This window comes from Haloarcula amylolytica (assembly GCF_049705545.1).
GTDB classification, from domain to species: domain Archaea; phylum Halobacteriota; class Halobacteria; order Halobacteriales; family Haloarculaceae; genus Haloarcula; species Haloarcula amylolytica_B.
Genome location: NZ_JBNAMU010000001.1, coordinates 924,129 through 939,034, shown reverse-complemented (window position 1 = coordinate 939,034; position 14,906 = coordinate 924,129). Strand labels below are relative to the sequence as shown.

At 54.5% G+C, this 14,906-nt stretch carries 16 protein-coding genes and 1 tRNA gene; 6 read left to right on the top strand and 11 right to left on the bottom strand.

All coding sequences use genetic code 11. From position 1 onward, the window contains the following. Positions 1–241: 241 nt before the first annotated feature. Positions 242–1,060 (top strand): universal stress protein, encoded by an 819-nt coding sequence (locus ACOZ4H_RS05050; protein ID WP_424328267.1) that lies wholly within the window; start codon positions 242–244, stop codon positions 1,058–1,060. A gap of 391 nt (positions 1,061–1,451) precedes the next feature. On the opposite strand, the gene ACOZ4H_RS05045 is transcribed toward ACOZ4H_RS05050, so the two are convergent. The 3 genes from ACOZ4H_RS05045 to ACOZ4H_RS05035 all read right to left on the bottom strand — a co-directional run bounded on the left by ACOZ4H_RS05045 (position 1,452) and on the right by ACOZ4H_RS05035 (position 4,257). Next, positions 1,452–2,558: a glycosyltransferase family 4 protein gene (locus ACOZ4H_RS05045; protein WP_424328266.1), complete on the bottom strand. Its 1,107-nt coding sequence runs from the start codon at positions 2,556–2,558 to the stop codon at positions 1,452–1,454. Positions 2,559–2,959: 401 nt separating this feature from the next. Beyond that, positions 2,960–4,003: a tyrosine-type recombinase/integrase gene (locus tag ACOZ4H_RS05040; protein ID WP_424328265.1), complete on the bottom strand. Its 1,044-nt coding sequence runs from the start codon at positions 4,001–4,003 to the stop codon at positions 2,960–2,962. Further along, entirely contained in the window at positions 4,000–4,257 is a 258-nt protein-coding gene (locus ACOZ4H_RS05035) for a hypothetical protein (protein WP_424328264.1), read from the bottom strand. Before ACOZ4H_RS05035 ends, ACOZ4H_RS05040 begins: the two co-directional genes overlap by 4 nt. A gap of 406 nt (positions 4,258–4,663) precedes the next feature. Between ACOZ4H_RS05035 and ACOZ4H_RS05030 the strand changes: the two genes are divergently transcribed. Beyond that, a complete protein-coding gene (locus ACOZ4H_RS05030; protein ID WP_424328263.1) occupies positions 4,664–4,927 on the top strand; it encodes a helix-turn-helix domain-containing protein in 264 nt (87 codons plus the stop codon). On the opposite strand, the gene ACOZ4H_RS05025 is transcribed toward ACOZ4H_RS05030, so the two are convergent. Together ACOZ4H_RS05025 and ACOZ4H_RS05020 are read right to left on the bottom strand one after the other, a co-directional pair. Next, complete coding sequence (locus tag ACOZ4H_RS05025; protein ID WP_424328262.1) at positions 4,928–5,827, bottom strand: DUF6602 domain-containing protein; 900 nt, start codon at positions 5,825–5,827, stop codon at positions 4,928–4,930. Between the two features lie 317 nt (positions 5,828–6,144). After that, positions 6,145–6,429 carry a DUF7563 family protein gene (locus ACOZ4H_RS05020; RefSeq protein ID WP_424328261.1) on the bottom strand — a complete coding sequence of 95 codons (285 nt, stop codon included), beginning with the start codon at positions 6,427–6,429 and terminating at the stop codon, positions 6,145–6,147. A gap of 518 nt (positions 6,430–6,947) precedes the next feature. Here ACOZ4H_RS05020 and ACOZ4H_RS05015 point away from each other — a divergent pair. After that, the gene (locus ACOZ4H_RS05015) at positions 6,948–8,399 is read left to right on the top strand and encodes a hypothetical protein (RefSeq protein WP_424328260.1); all 1,452 of its coding nucleotides are present in this window, start codon (positions 6,948–6,950) and stop codon (positions 8,397–8,399) included. Between the two features lie 235 nt (positions 8,400–8,634). On the opposite strand, the gene ACOZ4H_RS05010 is transcribed toward ACOZ4H_RS05015, so the two are convergent. The 5 genes from ACOZ4H_RS05010 to ACOZ4H_RS04990 form a co-directional block, all read right to left on the bottom strand. Continuing rightward, a complete protein-coding gene (locus ACOZ4H_RS05010) occupies positions 8,635–10,290 on the bottom strand; it encodes a MarR family transcriptional regulator (protein WP_424330338.1) in 1,656 nt (551 codons plus the stop codon). Positions 10,291–10,400: 110 nt separating this feature from the next. After that, a complete protein-coding gene (locus tag ACOZ4H_RS05005; RefSeq protein WP_424328259.1) occupies positions 10,401–10,544 on the bottom strand; it encodes a hypothetical protein in 144 nt (47 codons plus the stop codon). Further along, positions 10,541–10,738, bottom strand: coding sequence for a helix-turn-helix transcriptional regulator (locus tag ACOZ4H_RS05000; RefSeq protein WP_146416942.1), 198 nt, complete (start codon positions 10,736–10,738; stop codon positions 10,541–10,543). The genes ACOZ4H_RS05005 and ACOZ4H_RS05000 overlap by 4 nt, the downstream gene beginning before the upstream one ends. Next, a complete protein-coding gene (locus ACOZ4H_RS04995; protein WP_424328258.1) occupies positions 10,735–10,971 on the bottom strand; it encodes a hypothetical protein in 237 nt (78 codons plus the stop codon). The genes ACOZ4H_RS05000 and ACOZ4H_RS04995 overlap by 4 nt, the downstream gene beginning before the upstream one ends. 175 nt (positions 10,972–11,146) lie before the next feature. Then, positions 11,147–11,220: transfer RNA gene (locus ACOZ4H_RS04990), tRNA-Tyr, on the bottom strand. A gap of 267 nt (positions 11,221–11,487) precedes the next feature. Between ACOZ4H_RS04990 and ACOZ4H_RS04985 the strand changes: the two genes are divergently transcribed. The 3 genes from ACOZ4H_RS04985 to ftsZ all read left to right on the top strand — a co-directional run bounded on the left by ACOZ4H_RS04985 (position 11,488) and on the right by ftsZ (position 13,766). After that, positions 11,488–12,111: a double zinc ribbon domain-containing protein gene (locus tag ACOZ4H_RS04985; protein WP_424328257.1), complete on the top strand. Its 624-nt coding sequence runs from the start codon at positions 11,488–11,490 to the stop codon at positions 12,109–12,111. Positions 12,112–12,348: 237 nt separating this feature from the next. Then, a complete protein-coding gene (locus ACOZ4H_RS04980; protein ID WP_004515010.1) occupies positions 12,349–12,525 on the top strand; it encodes a ribbon-helix-helix domain-containing protein in 177 nt (58 codons plus the stop codon). A gap of 2 nt (positions 12,526–12,527) precedes the next feature. Next, positions 12,528–13,766: a cell division protein FtsZ gene (gene ftsZ, locus ACOZ4H_RS04975; protein ID WP_424328256.1), complete on the top strand. Its 1,239-nt coding sequence runs from the start codon at positions 12,528–12,530 to the stop codon at positions 13,764–13,766. 116 nt (positions 13,767–13,882) lie between these two features. Here ftsZ and ncsA read toward each other — a convergent pair whose 3' ends face one another. Further along, complete coding sequence (gene ncsA, locus ACOZ4H_RS04970) at positions 13,883–14,878, bottom strand: tRNA 2-thiolation protein NcsA (protein ID WP_424328255.1); 996 nt, start codon at positions 14,876–14,878, stop codon at positions 13,883–13,885. Positions 14,879–14,906: the final 28 nt, after the last annotated feature.

Here is a 14,906-nt window from a genome sequence, read left to right as displayed (position 1 = left end):
CCACGCCGAGCCGACACCGGCAGTTCAGTTCGAGATTCTGCCGGATTCAACTTCCACAGACCTCGCGACCCCATCGTTTGTTGCTCTGTTTCGAGACCCGTGGCATCTACTGCTTCGAGCGCGTCCCAGCGGTACGATTCACGCCGTCCAGTCGGTCGATAGGACCGGCCAAACTGGTTTTCTTAGCCTGTGAGAATTTGTAACACAGTTTAATTCAGTTGAGGTAACATGTCTATGTGTGATGTACAGTGTACTCATACCCGTCGACAGGGACGAGGCGCGCGCGTCCAACCAAGCGACATACGTTTCACAGCTCCCGGATGCCACTGAAACCGTCGAGGCGACAGTGCTCTACGTGATGCCGCCCGACGAATTCGCCGATGCCGACGAGGTGGAGTTCGACGACATAGACGCCGCCGTCCAGGCAGCCGATCAACTGGAAGCAGCCGGCGTCTCCGTGAGTCGAACGGTTGACGACGGCGGCGTTGCCCAACAGATCGTCCGTACCGCGACTGAACTGGACAGTGATGAGATCGTTGTCGGCGGACGCAAGCGGTCGGGCGTCTCGAAAGTCTTGCTCGGTAGCACTGCACAGGACGTGTTGCTCTCGGCCGACAGACCAGTCACGATCACGGGCGAGAGCGTCGTGCTCGGCGAAGGGATACGGCAAGTACTCGTCCCGGTCGATACGAGCGAAGAGCGAGCACGGAACCAGGCTGAATACTTGGCCGCTCTTCCCAATGCCCCCCAATCAGTCGAAGCAACGGTCCTCTTCGTGTTCCCACACCAGGATTACAAGGGGGCTCCACCGCACGAGTTCGAGGATGTCGACGCCGCTGTCACTGCCGCCGAGCACCTGGAAGCGGAGGGCATTTCCGTCGAACGCGTCGCTGTCGGCGGCGAAGTCGGTTCGAAGATACTCGACGCCGCAACGGACCGCGATGCCGATAGCATCGTTATGGGCGGACGCAAGCGTTCGGGTATCACGAACGTCCTCCTCGGGAGCACCACTCAGGACATCATGCTCGCCGCCGAACGTCCGGTTACGCTCACCGGCTGACCGTCTCCAGTCAGACGGGGCGCAGATGAAAAAATACAGTTACGCTCCAGGCTGAGCCGCTGGAAGGCACAAGCATGGCAATCGGACATCTTGCCGTGATGCCAGAGATGATCCATCAACCCCGTTTTGGCGAGAACCGTAGCGTAAAAAATAACAGACATCGGTTAATTAATTGGCTTTCATTGAGTTGCGAAGATGATAGTTGGTGACCCAGAAACGTGGGTGCACTACACCAGATCTCTATTTCGCACAATATAAAACCGATTTCACCGTAGATTATTTACGAAAATCGATTTCCGTTACATCGGTTCCGAAACACGATCTCCCCGGTAGGAACTCTCATAGAAGATTGAATGCTATTTCTGATTCCGTGACAGCAACTAACGAATCCTCAGACGAGATGCCTGTACAACGATTCATACCGAGCAGCAACGTCTTCGATTTGGTACCGTGATTGGATAAGGTTACTGCCACACGCCGAAAGTTTATTTTGCAGAGTTTCATCTGATAGTAATAGTTCAATCGTTGCCGCTAACCCATTAAAGTCATCTACGGAGTGATATAACGCACAGTCGCCGTAGACCTCTTTGAAAACATCGATATCTGAGAGGACACAAGGGGTGCCAAGTGCCATAGCTTCGGCGACGCCTACACAATATCCTTCCCAGCGAGACGGCATTACATATATGTCCACATCTGATAGTAATCGATAAAGTCTATTTTGTTCAATAAGACCAAGAAAGTGGACGTGATTTTCAATGCCTTCGTTCTTGGCTAGACGTTTTAGAGAGTCCTCTAAAGGCCCTGTTCCGGTTATCACGAGGTCGATATTGTACCCCTGCGAATGTAACTCGGAAATCGCTCGGAGTAGTACATCGTGTGCTTTTTGTTCGGTGTGCATCGCGCTGATACCGATAAGATGTCTGTCGGCATTCACATTTATATGATCATATGTTGACGTTCCAACATTCGTCGCCGAGGCTATCTTATCAATATCAATGCCATTATAGACAACTTCTATATCTTGAGAGGATATGATTCTTTTTTCCCACCAGCGAAACGAATCGTAAACTGACTGCGACACACAGGTGATTACATCGGAAAGTGAGTTTGTAAGCCCATTCAGAATCCGTCCCTTGCGAGAGTAACCCTTATGATTATTATGCTCAGTCGTGACTATTTTCTTACCAACATTTGAGCCAATAATTTTACCGAAAGCTCCTGAATGCGGATGGTGAGTGTGAACGATATCAAATTCTGAAAGGATATTCTGTACTTTTTTTATGATCTGAGTGTTTATCCCAATTGAGGTCTGTGGTGGGTTGGCACTATAGAGATCGATGCACTCCATTTGTTTGAAATCTGTTGTATCAAACCAAGATAAAACACCGATTTGGATGTCTGTGGATTGCTGTAACTCTACTGCTATATCTGCGGGGATACTAGTTGGTCCGACAGCGTTCACGACGTGACAGACCTGGATTGGGTTTTCGGCCATAATATCCTACGATACAGAGTTGACTTTTGGCTTCTTATAATTCTCGGATGGGAGAGTCATTCAATCCGAAAATAGATCACTCACCGATACTATTACTCTCCTACGTCGGTCAGCAGTCCCACAATAGGTAGATAACCACAAGACTGTGATCCGGACATATGGTCAGTAACCCGCTCAGCAGTGGATGTTGTAATCTTCATATCGCTTGTATTGCCATTCACTTGGTCAAACAACATGTTTTTCCCACCGCTCGTGAGAAACCGAGGTCCAACGTCAAAAGTAGCTGGACAACAAATACGTGGCGTACGCTATCAGCCATAGTTCGGCTGAAAACCAAGTCCGCCCTCCCCGACGTGGGGTATTCTCCTGCCTGTATCTCTCGGTAGTGAACTTGTCTGAACTCATAGGTCGAATAGGTTCCGTCGCTGCTCTGCCTTCTGGCGCTGGCTACGCCGGTCGTAGTGCTTATCCAGAACATCCTCACTCGCGTTCATCCGATCAGACACGAGCGTACGATCCTCGTCTGCCAAGCGGTGGGCAGTCACCCTCCCACTCCGGACGTCATGGGGAGATCGCGCCGACGGGCACTGGCTCATCTTCGAATAATGGGTTGCCTCACACTCCTCCGGGTCGCGGTTATGCGGACACCCCTCACCGCGCCAGCACGGTCGCGTGACGCGATAGAGCGTATCCCGACAGGCCGACACCGACACCCGGCCGTTCCGCGTCGTAATCAGCGGGGTACGGCCATGCTCGTCAGTCACCGCCTTGCGTTTCCCCTCGATGTAATCATCCAACACCTGAGCGACATGGGCGCTGATCGCGTTCCACCGCTCGCTGTTCTCCTGATTCTTGAGCGGCGTTCCCGACTCCGGCCGATGCACAAAATGAATCGCCGGTCCATCGGCGCGGGGCCGGTTCCCGTCCAGATCCACGTCGCCCAAGTCGAGCGCACGAAGCTCCCCCACACGGCACCCAGTGTGCCAGAGCAACAGGACGATGACGTGCCGCCGACTCGCGTACTCGTATCGCTCCAACCAATCGACGATCTCCACGGCGCGGTCGGGGTCGAGCGTGGATTCGCTAACGTCTTCCCCGTTGTTCATCCGGGGTAGCGGCACCTGGTCATACAACTCCTCAGATACCGCGTCGATCTTCGCGCAGAAACGGAGGAACGCCCGGAGGGTTGCCAAGTCGCCGCGGAGTGTGACCGTCTTCAGTTCCTCGTTGGAGTAGCCACCCTCCCGCCGCCAGACGCGGTAGGCGTACAGGTCGCGGCCGGACAGTTCGTTGAGGTTCGCAATACCCTCTTCGTCGCACCAAGCGAGGAACGCACGTAGACGGTAGTACTGACCTTCGAGGGTATTTTCTGCGGCATCATCTCTGGATTCGAGATACAGATCCACCGCTTCCTCCGGTGCAAGCGGTTCCAACTCCGCACTCACGTCGATCCCTCCCGATCAATCTCTGGATCGTAGGGACCGTACGGGGTCACCAATCGCACCTGCTCGCGTTCCAGCAACCGGTCGTCACGGCGGTCGTGCAGTTTGTAGAACACGCCGTCGACATCATCGCGGCGAGCGCAGGCAGCACACCAGAAGTGGTGATTGGTGGGCTCCCAGTCGCGGTGACCTCGGGGACACACGAATCGCCATCTGTCGCTTCGACTCTCTATTCGGACGGCTTCCTTACCCGACATACCCAATCCGGACTGACGGAATGGGGTATAAAAGAGGAAATCCTTGTACGGGGGGTGAAAGTGAACGGAACACCGCCCCGTCCCTCCAATATTCGCTATACTGCGGGTGAAAGTGAAACCGTGATTCGGACGGACTTCTCTGTTACCTGACTTATGCTGGCGTCCATCTGTGTTTGTCATGTGTTCGCTCTTACGAGCGACACACCGGCCGACGGTGGCTCGTCGGTACTCGACTCCTTCCCCTACCTTCCTGCTCCCTCGATAGACCGATGTGCGCTCTCGCGTCGTACCAATGAACCACCCTAACTTAAATCTACTTCACGAAATCGTTACTGATACGTATTTATTTACGACGGGACCGTCAGCCACCACAAACGGTTATGTACCGCCGCTTGATTCTTGGACTATGCGCCCACGGGTGGAGTGGATGAACCAGACCGACGACCGGCTTCTCGATCTCCTCGACGAATCCGATCTCGAACTCTCGCCTGCCGTACTCGCGAAAAATCTCGACTACTCACGCTCGTGGGTTTCCCGGCGTCTGTCGAAGCTCGTCGATGCGGAACTCGTGGCAGTCGACGACGGTAGCTACTACTCGATCACACAGAGAGGCCGTGATTATCTCGCGGGTGATCTTGAGGCCGAAGACCTTCAGTTGAGCGATGAGTGATTAATTTGACTGTTGTTTAAAATATCCGCCAGAAATAGAGGTTCCTAGAAATGTGGCCATTTTTACTAGTGGTGCTGTAGTGTTAACCAGAGCTGGTTGTGGCATAGATGCAGTCAATGAAATGATGAACCACAATAAACCATTATTTATATGACACATCCTGAATTCAGCATCATCACTTCCATTTCCTCCATAGATTCTCTCTGCCACAGGCAGGGTTGAATTGAGCAATAACTTATCTTCATCAACTAACAGTATTAGATCCCAAGCCTCTGGATATTCATAGAGGAGTTCTTGTCGAGTTTGCTCATTAATCTCAGCGGCATCATAAACCAGACAATGTAACTGGTGGTTCACCGTATTCCCTGAAGCAAAGGAGACACCAAATCGGTCTTTAGGATTCTCACGCAATCTGGCTAAAGTGTCCAGTTTCTCTAAGTCGTGATCTAGTGCCTGTTTATTTAATTTAGACTTTACTTCACATAAAAGAGCGACACCAGCATATGGAATCCAGTACATACCGGCCTCTTCAAAAACTACGTGGGGAATAGCAGTTCTAAATGAGCCTACAACATCAAATTCATTCCCACCCCCAGTAAACTCCTTAAAACACCGAAGTTCAGAATCCATTAACGAACATCCTGTTCTAAATTCGATTACTGATGAAAAATATAATTCTAAAAACTCTTTCAACGTATCTTGAAAAGCATCGCCTTTCTGACCCGGATTATGGTTGCGAGCTCTGATTCTACTCCATTCATTCCGGAATTCTTCAGAGAAATCATTAACCATCTCCAACATTTGTTTCAAGCCATCTTCGCCCATTGCCTCTAAATATTCCTCAACTCCGGGCATCTCCTCGATGGGAATCTCTTCAATGGAAACTACCTTATCTGTCATATCAATGCTAAATATCCGGTATCACATAACACATTCTCAAAATTGACCAGTTATAGTAGTGGAATCTAGCTCAAAGGTTACTAATAATATATGTTCTTTGCTCGTGAACACGAAGGTAAAATTCCGTTCTACTCAAGAAGCTCAAAGTGGATTACTGATAAATAGAGATGAGCCCACTGCCCAGATTTCCGAGGGATCCCTTTGATCTTCTCTCTAGGCTCGAAATATGCACACATCCCTTCAGCACTTGTGTGCATATCGCATCAAGCGCGGTCTTCGAGTTGTGACCCCGAGGGGTCGCATCAGAGAAAGGGCAGTCAGTTGTTCGAACTCGTCCGCCAGTTCCGTTCGTAGTCAGCTGACTGGCGATCTCGATTTCGTGGGTCCGCTCGATCCACGTCTTTCTCAGCTGCACTTCCTCGATACAGGCGCGTGTTCGAATCACAGTCGTAGCATCGGTGGGCAACGTTCTCCCGATCTCCGAAGATCCGTCTGAACTTGCGGGAGACGTGACTCCCGCAGTTCTGGCAGGTTTTCGTTCCATCGTCTCCCGACGAAACCTTGGTGTTTCCCTTCGGCGTTTGTCGCTGGGTTCCTGACATGATCCAACCGGGACGACACATCAGCAAAAAGTAGGTCGTGAACGGTCTAAGATCAGCCGTGGACAGTTCGCCGAAAAATACGAATCCCAAACACCGGATTGGTCAAAACTTTGTTTCAAATCGTCCATTTTGCCTGATTCCCGAAAGTCATCAACGTCTAACAGGAACTTGACAGGGAGGGGTTGGTCTCTGTCAACACCAAATCGACCGACAGCAATTGAATCAAGAAGTACCAACAACAACCATCCCCCCGGCGTACTCTCTTAATTGGCCCGTAGCGTACGCTCTCGTAGTCATCCTCTCAAACCACATCTGTAGACGCAACCGGAGAAAAGGAGTATGTATATATGATGTGCGCAAGGTGGAGAAATTGAATGACCATCAAAAGCAACCGCTACAACACATTTGTTGAGCAAAGAGTTACAAAACGGATCAGAATTAAAATGCGATCAAGACGATAAACGGGTGAAGGCCATCATTGAAGAAGAATTTTGAATAACCAGACTATTTTGTACTTTATGAGCTTATTCGATGTTTCAGAAGATTTTGAATTAAAGGAAAAAATCAAACTAGCAGTAGATGCTATAATTGAGAATATATCTAAATCGAATAAAACTACAGAAATATACAAACCAGTCGATGAAGGCGATATAGATCGGGTCGAGATCCCGGTCCCAGAACGCACTATATCGCCAGAATACAACAACAGCCCGGATTCGGAAATCGGAATCGTGACCGAGATTGTTGAATATATGATTTCTTCGGATAGCATAAGAATTGAGGAATATATGTCTTTTGACATACACAGACAGTATTTCCATTTGGATGAAAGTATTGAGGAACCAGACAGAGATCAAAAGCGTGAGGCATATATTGAATTGCTCAAGCGTGTTGCTGCTTCCGCAGTAAAGTATGCTGGTAGTTACGAGATTGATCAGAATGATTTTAATCGTGCATATGCGGAGACAGTATTTCCTTCGGAAGAGATTCCAACAATGCAAAGATATGTCTCACCACTAGTTAATTTCAGATCATCCGAATCGTTTGAATTGTACTCAAATATACATTTGGATGGTTACCAATGGGATGATAGAATAGAAAAAATTGAGATCACTCCACCGAATATATATGAAATAGCTTCAATATACACAACGCACAACTGGGATTTATTGTCAGACTCTGGGATTCACGAGGCAGATCTTGATTACTGTGTCCGAATCAAAGCTATTACTCGTCCTTCATTTGTTACCGAGGCAGAAATTACAAAGGCAGTTGTGACCGCCCTACGGTTGTTTAAATTATACAAAGTTGTAGATTATGGAAAGACATACGCACAACAAAAGGGCCCGTTGTACTATAGAAATTTTTGTTTCGATCCCGTTGGAAGTAGTCCAAGCGACTACGTAAATCAGACTCCAAGACCGACAGAGGATTATGTGCTATCTGCCGATGAAATACCTGCGTTTCAGGAGTTCTGGGAGGCCCATGCAGAAGTTCTACTCACAGATTCTAACGATATTTTCAGCGAACCGATTAGACGGTATCGAGGGACGTTTCAAAAACAGAGCTATGAGGATGTCGTAGTAGATAGCGTAATTGGTATGGAATCAACTATTCTCAAGGATCTAGGGACTCAAAACTCAATTTTATTTCGCTTGAAACTTAGGAGCTATGAGTTGATTGGTGAAGAAGTCAGGTTTTCGAAAGACGACCTCTGGAACCTGATAGATAATATCTACTTTTCAAGAAGCGAGATTGTACACGGCGGGAAATCGTTAGAAGAAATAATTGAGGATCACAGATTCGAACAGATCGATGGAAAAGAGCCAAGTCCACGCCAGTTTGCTAATCTTTGCCAAAGTGTACTTGCACTAATTATCCGAGAGTACCTAACTGTATATAATCAGTCAGAAACGAATATAACTGAAAAGAATAAACAATTAGACAACGAAATAATATCAGAAGATTAGAACGCTCGTAGCTTTGGCAAAATTATTTGCGGTGTATTTTGGAGAAGTGGCCTTAGCCACACGACTAAGGGGAACCCGGAAACTCACTTTCCGGGTTCCCCCTGGTCGCGCGGCTGGGTGACGTGACCGAAGGGAACGAACCCCGCCGCGCGACCAGCGATTTTCGGGAGAAATAGAACTGTATTGCCGCTAAAACAGTATGTTGGACAGTGATGCCTCTATTCAGGGGGCGTAGCTACCCGCCGCGCCACTCGTCGGCTGGCGGGCAACCGGCCGCTTTCCACGCCTCGAAGTCGAACCCATCGCGGGCCTTCTCTGCGGCCTGCTCTTCGCGCCTGTAGTCGCCGCTACGGTACGCCGTGATGAACGCGGTGGATAGGTCGCGGAATCGCTCGCAGCCGCTCTCGACTGTCTCAACGGCGACGTGAACGCCGTAGGTGTTCGTCTCCACGCACTCAGTGTAGGCCGTCCGCAATTCCCTGACGATCTCCTCGGCTTCGTCGAGGTCGTCCGCGGTGTAGCCCACCTTCAACAACTTTCGGCAATCGTCAGCGTCCACTTCGGACACAGCGTACTCCCGACGGACTCGTGCCCATCGGGACCGTGCCCGTTCCGCGGCAGCGTCGGCCAGCTCCATCGTGGCACTCCCGATCTCCTGCTCAAAGCGGTCGCCCGCTGCTCGGACTCGCTTCAACAACTCCTGCTGGATCTTCTTCGATGCCAGTTCCATCTCGCCGTAGGTGTGCCGAATGAGTCCCTCCAACCGGTCAATGACCGTCCGAATGGTCCGATACGTGTGACCGGTCTTCTCGGCGGCTTCCTTGGGCGAGACAGTTCCGCCGTCGGTCAACAGCATTTCCGTCACGTCTCTGTCGGCCGTGGTCATGTCGCCCCACAACTTCATCACGCGGTGTTCCTGTTCGTCCTCGATCTCCGGCAGCGGGCACTTCACGAACTTCCGGGCTTCCGTTGTATCCCGCACGTTCCAGAACGGATCGAACTCAACGAACACACTGCTGTCGGCACTGGTCGCAATTCCACACCAGTCCAAGCAGTTCAAGATCGTCTCTTCCAACTCGCGCCGGGCGTCTTCGAGGTCGTCCCAGCGGACGGTCTCCTCGGTTCGGCTGGTCTGGTAAGACACTTCGAATTTCGGATGATAGGGTGCCTCGTCGGACTCGTACTGCTGGGGTTCGTTCGGGTAGTAGTGTTTCAGTTCCTTCCCGAGCGTGTGGCCCCGCACGAGTTCACCAGCTTTCTCGTCTTCGACGGTGGCGGTGACGTAGTAGCCGGGCAGTTTCGTGTTGTCTTCGACGTGCTTCCGATAGCCCGTTCGGTCGCCCTGGATGAGCGTATGGGCGCGAGCAATCGGGCCGTCAGCAGCGTGAAGCGGGCCACTGTCTTCTCGGTACAGTCGGACGTAGTAGGCGAGGTCGTCAATGTGACTGTCAGGGTGTGGCTGGTCGAAGTACCGCGCGGCGATTCCGTAGGCGTCCATCACGCGCTTCACGAGGGTTAGATACTCCTCGTGGGGAAGGTTCGACGCCTGCACCTGTACGTCGACGTACGGCGCGCCGTAGTCCGGCACAGAGACGGGTTTGCCGTCCGACGTGAGGTTCGGCCACCGTGGACGGACGGTGATCGTGCCTCCCTTCACACGCTTGTCTCGGTCGGCTCGTTTGCCCTCGTAGGTCGGGGAATTCTTCGCAACGAAGTAGAACTGGAACTCGCGGACATTCTGGATCTGGAACTCGGGGTTGTCCCACGCATCCAGCCCGCTCTCGGAGTAGTCGAAGCAGGTGGCCCATGTCTCGCCGTTGAACTCGATATCACGGGTCGGCTTCCCTTCGGTCTCCCAGCGGTCGCCCCACTCCTTGATGAACGAGTCCATCGCGTAGTAGGGCTTCAGCCCGTAGTCAGGCACACCGGGGTCGGGATGCACACCAATCGTAAAGCGCACGTCGCCCTCATGAGGGGCGCATTTGAGATGCCGCGACATCCCTACCTCCTGCCCTCGATCTCCGCGACGGCCTGCTCGACTTCGGCCTGACTCTCGGTGAGCGGCTGCATCTTCCCCCAGTCGAAGCGGCGGCGTTCGCCCGCTCCCACATCATACAGCCGGGAGGCTCGGACGAACCCCTTCACGCCTCACTCACCCCAATTTTCTCGCGGGCTCGCCTGAGTAGGTTCCCGACAGTGCCGGGTGATCGGCCAGTCTCGCGGGCGTACTCCCGTGGCCCATACTGGCCCATGCCCACAGCCTCGTACACCTCCCGCTCGGCGTCGGTGAGCGGCGACAGGTCCGGCTCGAAGTCAAAGAGTGACGACTGCGGACTCACCACCACTCACTCCCGAAACACTCCGGATTTTCACAGAGCTTGTAGTGCGGATACGCCGCGACCGGAACGTCCGTGAAGTCGGCGTCAGACCGATAGTCTGATTCGACACACGCGGGTTCCGGTTCGTCCGTATCAGGGTCCGGTCGGTGAAGGGTGTCCGCGTACTGGGACCGATTTCGCACGGCCGTCTCCGGCACGTCGAGGCCGTCCGCATCGGGATGGGAACGGCTCACGCCGACCACCCCCTCTCAGCTATGAAATTCGCAAGAAGGCGGCGACCCCCAACTGGAATCAAGCTCCACTCCGGATTTTGCCGTCGCTTGCGGGAAACCGAAACCAGTGAGAGAGGGGTTCTACACCACGAAAACGTGGCGTACGCTATCAGCCATAGTTCGGCTGAAAACCAAGTCCGCCCTCCCCGATTTGAACGGGGGACAAGTCGATCTACAGTCGACTGCTCTACCAGTCTGAGCTAAGGGCGGTCGACACCCGAAAATACCCCGCCGTCCAGACTTAAGGATTGTTATTCGCGGAGGGTGCGCCGAACAGTCACACGACGCGGAGTGTCACACTGATCGGTGTCAGACACGTCTGACCCTCGCTCTCGGTGGATCGATGGGCGGGTCAGGGCGGCCTACGGACGATATCCGACCGGGAAGAGAGCTGTCGCGTCATGCTGGTAGCTGACGGGCGTCAGACAGCGCGGGAAGATTAAAATACCATCATGTATAATACCTTCACCGAGCCCGATGAGTAAAATAACGTTCCGTGCTGACGATGACCTCATCGACCAACTCGAGGCGTTCGACGCCTCGAAGAGCGAGGTCATGCGCGAGGCGCTCCGGGAGTATCTCGGAGACGCGTCACCGTCAGCGTCGGAATCACCGGCGGCGTCGGAGTCCGTGACCGACGCCGAGACGATCGACGAACTCATCGAGGAACGCGTCGACAGCATCATCGCCGACCGGCTGCAAACGCGACAACGCCGTTCGCAACCGCAGGATGTCAACGTAAACATCTCGTTGGACGGCGTGGGTGCGGGAGCAGAGAACGCCGAAACCGACCGTCAGCGCGCTGCTGACCGTGGGACAAGCGCTGAAGGCGGACAGTCCCGCGGAGACAGTCAAACAGCTGACACGGGACGGCGTAAGACAGAGGCGGAAACACCGGATCGAACCGACACGGAGGAACGTAAGACGTGCGCGCAATGTGGTGAAAACCTGGGTTCTGACCACGTTTACTGCCCGAACTGCGGTGAGAAGGCGTCCCGCCGAGTGTTCTGTGACTGCGGCGACGAACTCCGGTCGGACTGGGGGTTCTGCCCCAGTTGTGGCAGACGGACCCCAGCAGCGGATGTGCTCGATCAGGCCTAAAGTGGCGTTTACGTGCTCCACACACTCTGAAACAGAGTAAACGGGCGAGTGTATGACACTGCCCGTAAGTTTTAATACATCAGGGTTAATGGTTTATTCTGCGTAAGACGGTCGTCTTACACAGCGACGAACGCGAGGGGATGCCGCCCTCGTACTGCGGTTTCGCTGTGTAAACACTCGGGCGGGTCGTAAACAGACTCCCTCCGGGCCGTCTTACCCAAGGGGAAACTACCAAACATGGAGCGTGTGACACTACGGATTCCGAAGCAGCAGATTGAAGAGGTCGAACAAATGGTCGAGACGGGCGAGTACCCCAATCGGAGCGAAGCGATTCGCTCGGCGGTTCGGGAGATGCTCGCCGAGGAAGGCTCCGAACAAGCCTCCGAGAAGAAGCGGTCCTGGGCCAAGGTGTAACGATGCAGGATATCGTTAACGAGGCCCTCGAACGTGACGAGCAGGAACAGAAGAAGATGTCCGACGAGGACGTCGACGGGTTCGGTGATCCCCGCATCGTCATCGTCGGCTGCGGTGGCGCCGGCAACAACACGGTCAACCGCCTGTACAACATCGGCGTCGAGGGCGCTGACACCGTGGCCATCAACACGGACAAGCAGCACCTCAAGATGATCGAAGCCGACACGAAGATTCTGGTCGGCAAGTCCCTCACCAACGGCCTCGGTGCCGGTGGCGACCCGTCGATGGGCGAGCGCGCTACGGAGATGGCACAGGGGACTATCAAGGAAGTGCTGGGCGACGCTGACCTCGTGTTCGTCACCGCCGGTATGGGTGGCGGAACCGGAACGGGTGCCGCCCCCGTGGTCTCGAAGATCGCCAAAGAACAGGGCGCAATCGTCGTCGGCATGGTGTCGACGCCGTTCAACGTCGAGCGGGCCCGCACGGTCAAGGCCGAGGAAGGGCTGGAGAAGCTCCGCAACGAAGCGGACTCCATCATCGTGCTGGACAACAACCGCCTGCTCGATTACGTCCCGAACCTGCCCATCGGCAAGGCGTTCTCCGTGATGGACCAGATCATCGCCGAGACCGTCAAGGGCATCTCCGAGACGATCACCCAGCCGAGCCTCATCAACCTCGACTACGCCGACATGACCTCCATCATGAATCAGGGCGGCGTCGCGGTGATGCTGGTCGGCGAGACCCAGGACAAGAACAAGACCGAAGAGGTCGTCAAGGACGCGATGAACCACCCGCTGCTCGACGTGGACTACCGCGGCGCGAGCGGTGGCCTGGTCCACATCACCGGCGGCCCGGACCTCACGCTGAAGGAGGCCGAGGGCATCGCCCAGAACATCACCGAGCGCCTCGAAGCCGACGCCAACGTCATCTGGGGCGCGCGCATCCAGGAGGAGTACAAAGGCAAGGTGCGGGTCATGGCCATCATGACCGGCGTCCAGTCCGCCCAGGTGCTCGGCCCGACGACCCAGAAGCAGGCCAACAAGTCCCGCGAGGCGATTCAGGAAGTCGGCGACGACACGTCCTTCGACGCGTCCGACAACGTCGAAAGCTTCGACAGCCCCGCCCCGAACGGCGGAAGTCAGAACAGCGGCGGTCGAACCACCGGCTACAGCGAGACCGACGGCGGGCAGGACCAGCGCGAGAAGAACAACGGACTCGACGTCATCCGGACGAACAAGTAGCGACGTCCGCGATTCTTCTTTCGGTTTCTACGGCCGCGAGCGGCGCGAAATGTGAACGGCCATGTAGTGAGATGTCAGACAGAACAGGCACGCTTCGCGGTGTCAGACAGGCCGCGTCAGACCGCTTCCAGTGCGTCCAGGAGGTTGCACTTCCGACAGAGGTCCCGCGCCGTCGGCGACCCGCAGTTGTCACACTCGCCGTAGTCGGTGTCGCTATTCTCGCCGCCGTAGGTATCGGCGGCTAACGCGGCGAGCTTCTCGTAGCCGGCCATGATCGAATGACGCGTGCCGGGGTGGTTCTCCTCCAGTCCGAGCATGAGCTCCTGTATCTCGCCGCGGTAGGCCTCCTCGGCGTGGGGGCATTCGGTGATGTGCGCCGGGAGGTCCTCGAAGCGGGCGTACAGCGCGACCTCTTTCTCAGGGATGTCACGGAGTGGCTTCGCCCGGGGGATGTGGTGGTCCTGTGCCTCTCGCGTCTGCTCCGTGGGCGCGTCAGCAGACGAATCGAACGGACCCAGTGAGGCCTCGAAATGCTTAGCGATCTGTGAGATGTCGCCTTCGAGGAAGTTCATCAGCGCCGTCTCGGCCTCGTCGTCGAGATTGTGGCCAGTCAGCAGTTTGTCCGCGTCGAGTTCGTCCGCGTACTTCGAGAGGAGGTCACGGCGGAACACGCCGCAGTAGGCGCAGGCGGCCATCCCCTCGGGGTCGTCCTCGACGACATCGTCCATCTGGACGCCGAACTCCTCGGCGTAGGAGACGGTTACGTGTTCGATACCCAGATCGTCCGTCAGCTCCTCGCAGGCCTCTAGACTCGCGTCGCGGTAGCCCTCGATCCCCTCGTGGATAGAAAGCGCAATCAGTTCGATTCGGGGGTCCTCGGCGAACGTGTCGTGCAGAATCTGCGTGAGAACGACGCTGTCCTTGCCTCCCGAGAGGCCGATGACCCACGTCTCGGGGTCCTCGACAGTGGCGTCGTCGGACACAAGGCCGTCCTCGCGGATGCGACGGCGGACCCGTTTTGTGACCGCTCGGCAGAGATGAGACTCACAGAGGTGAAGCCCGGAATAGGCCGCGTGTAACACCGCGTTCTCGCCGCATTTGTCGCACTCCATCGTGACGAGTAGTCGTGGCCGCAGTGGT

Excerpts from the sequence above, each read along its gene's own strand:
- ncsA (WP_424328255.1), bottom strand. The coding sequence starts at position 14,878 with ATGGAGTGCGACAAATGCGGCGAGAACGCGGTGTTACACGCGGCCTAT.
- ACOZ4H_RS05045 (WP_424328266.1), bottom strand. The coding sequence starts at position 2,558 with ATGGCCGAAAACCCAATCCAGGTCTGTCACGTCGTGAACGCTGTCGGA.
- ACOZ4H_RS05030 (WP_424328263.1), top strand. The coding sequence starts at position 4,664 with ATGCGCCCACGGGTGGAGTGGATGAACCAGACCGACGACCGGCTTCTC.
- ACOZ4H_RS05050 (WP_424328267.1), top strand. The coding sequence starts at position 242 with ATGTACAGTGTACTCATACCCGTCGACAGGGACGAGGCGCGCGCGTCC.
- ACOZ4H_RS05035 (WP_424328264.1), bottom strand. The coding sequence starts at position 4,257 with ATGTCGGGTAAGGAAGCCGTCCGAATAGAGAGTCGAAGCGACAGATGG.
- ACOZ4H_RS05025 (WP_424328262.1), bottom strand. The coding sequence starts at position 5,827 with ATGACAGATAAGGTAGTTTCCATTGAAGAGATTCCCATCGAGGAGATG.
- ACOZ4H_RS05015 (WP_424328260.1), top strand. The coding sequence starts at position 6,948 with ATGAGCTTATTCGATGTTTCAGAAGATTTTGAATTAAAGGAAAAAATC.
- ACOZ4H_RS05010 (WP_424330338.1), bottom strand. The coding sequence starts at position 10,290 with ATGGACTCGTTCATCAAGGAGTGGGGCGACCGCTGGGAGACCGAAGGG.
- ACOZ4H_RS04985 (WP_424328257.1), top strand. The coding sequence starts at position 11,488 with ATGAGTAAAATAACGTTCCGTGCTGACGATGACCTCATCGACCAACTC.
- ftsZ (WP_424328256.1), top strand. The coding sequence starts at position 12,528 with ATGCAGGATATCGTTAACGAGGCCCTCGAACGTGACGAGCAGGAACAG.
- ACOZ4H_RS05020 (WP_424328261.1), bottom strand. The coding sequence starts at position 6,429 with ATGTCAGGAACCCAGCGACAAACGCCGAAGGGAAACACCAAGGTTTCG.
- ACOZ4H_RS04980 (WP_004515010.1), top strand. The coding sequence starts at position 12,349 with ATGGAGCGTGTGACACTACGGATTCCGAAGCAGCAGATTGAAGAGGTC.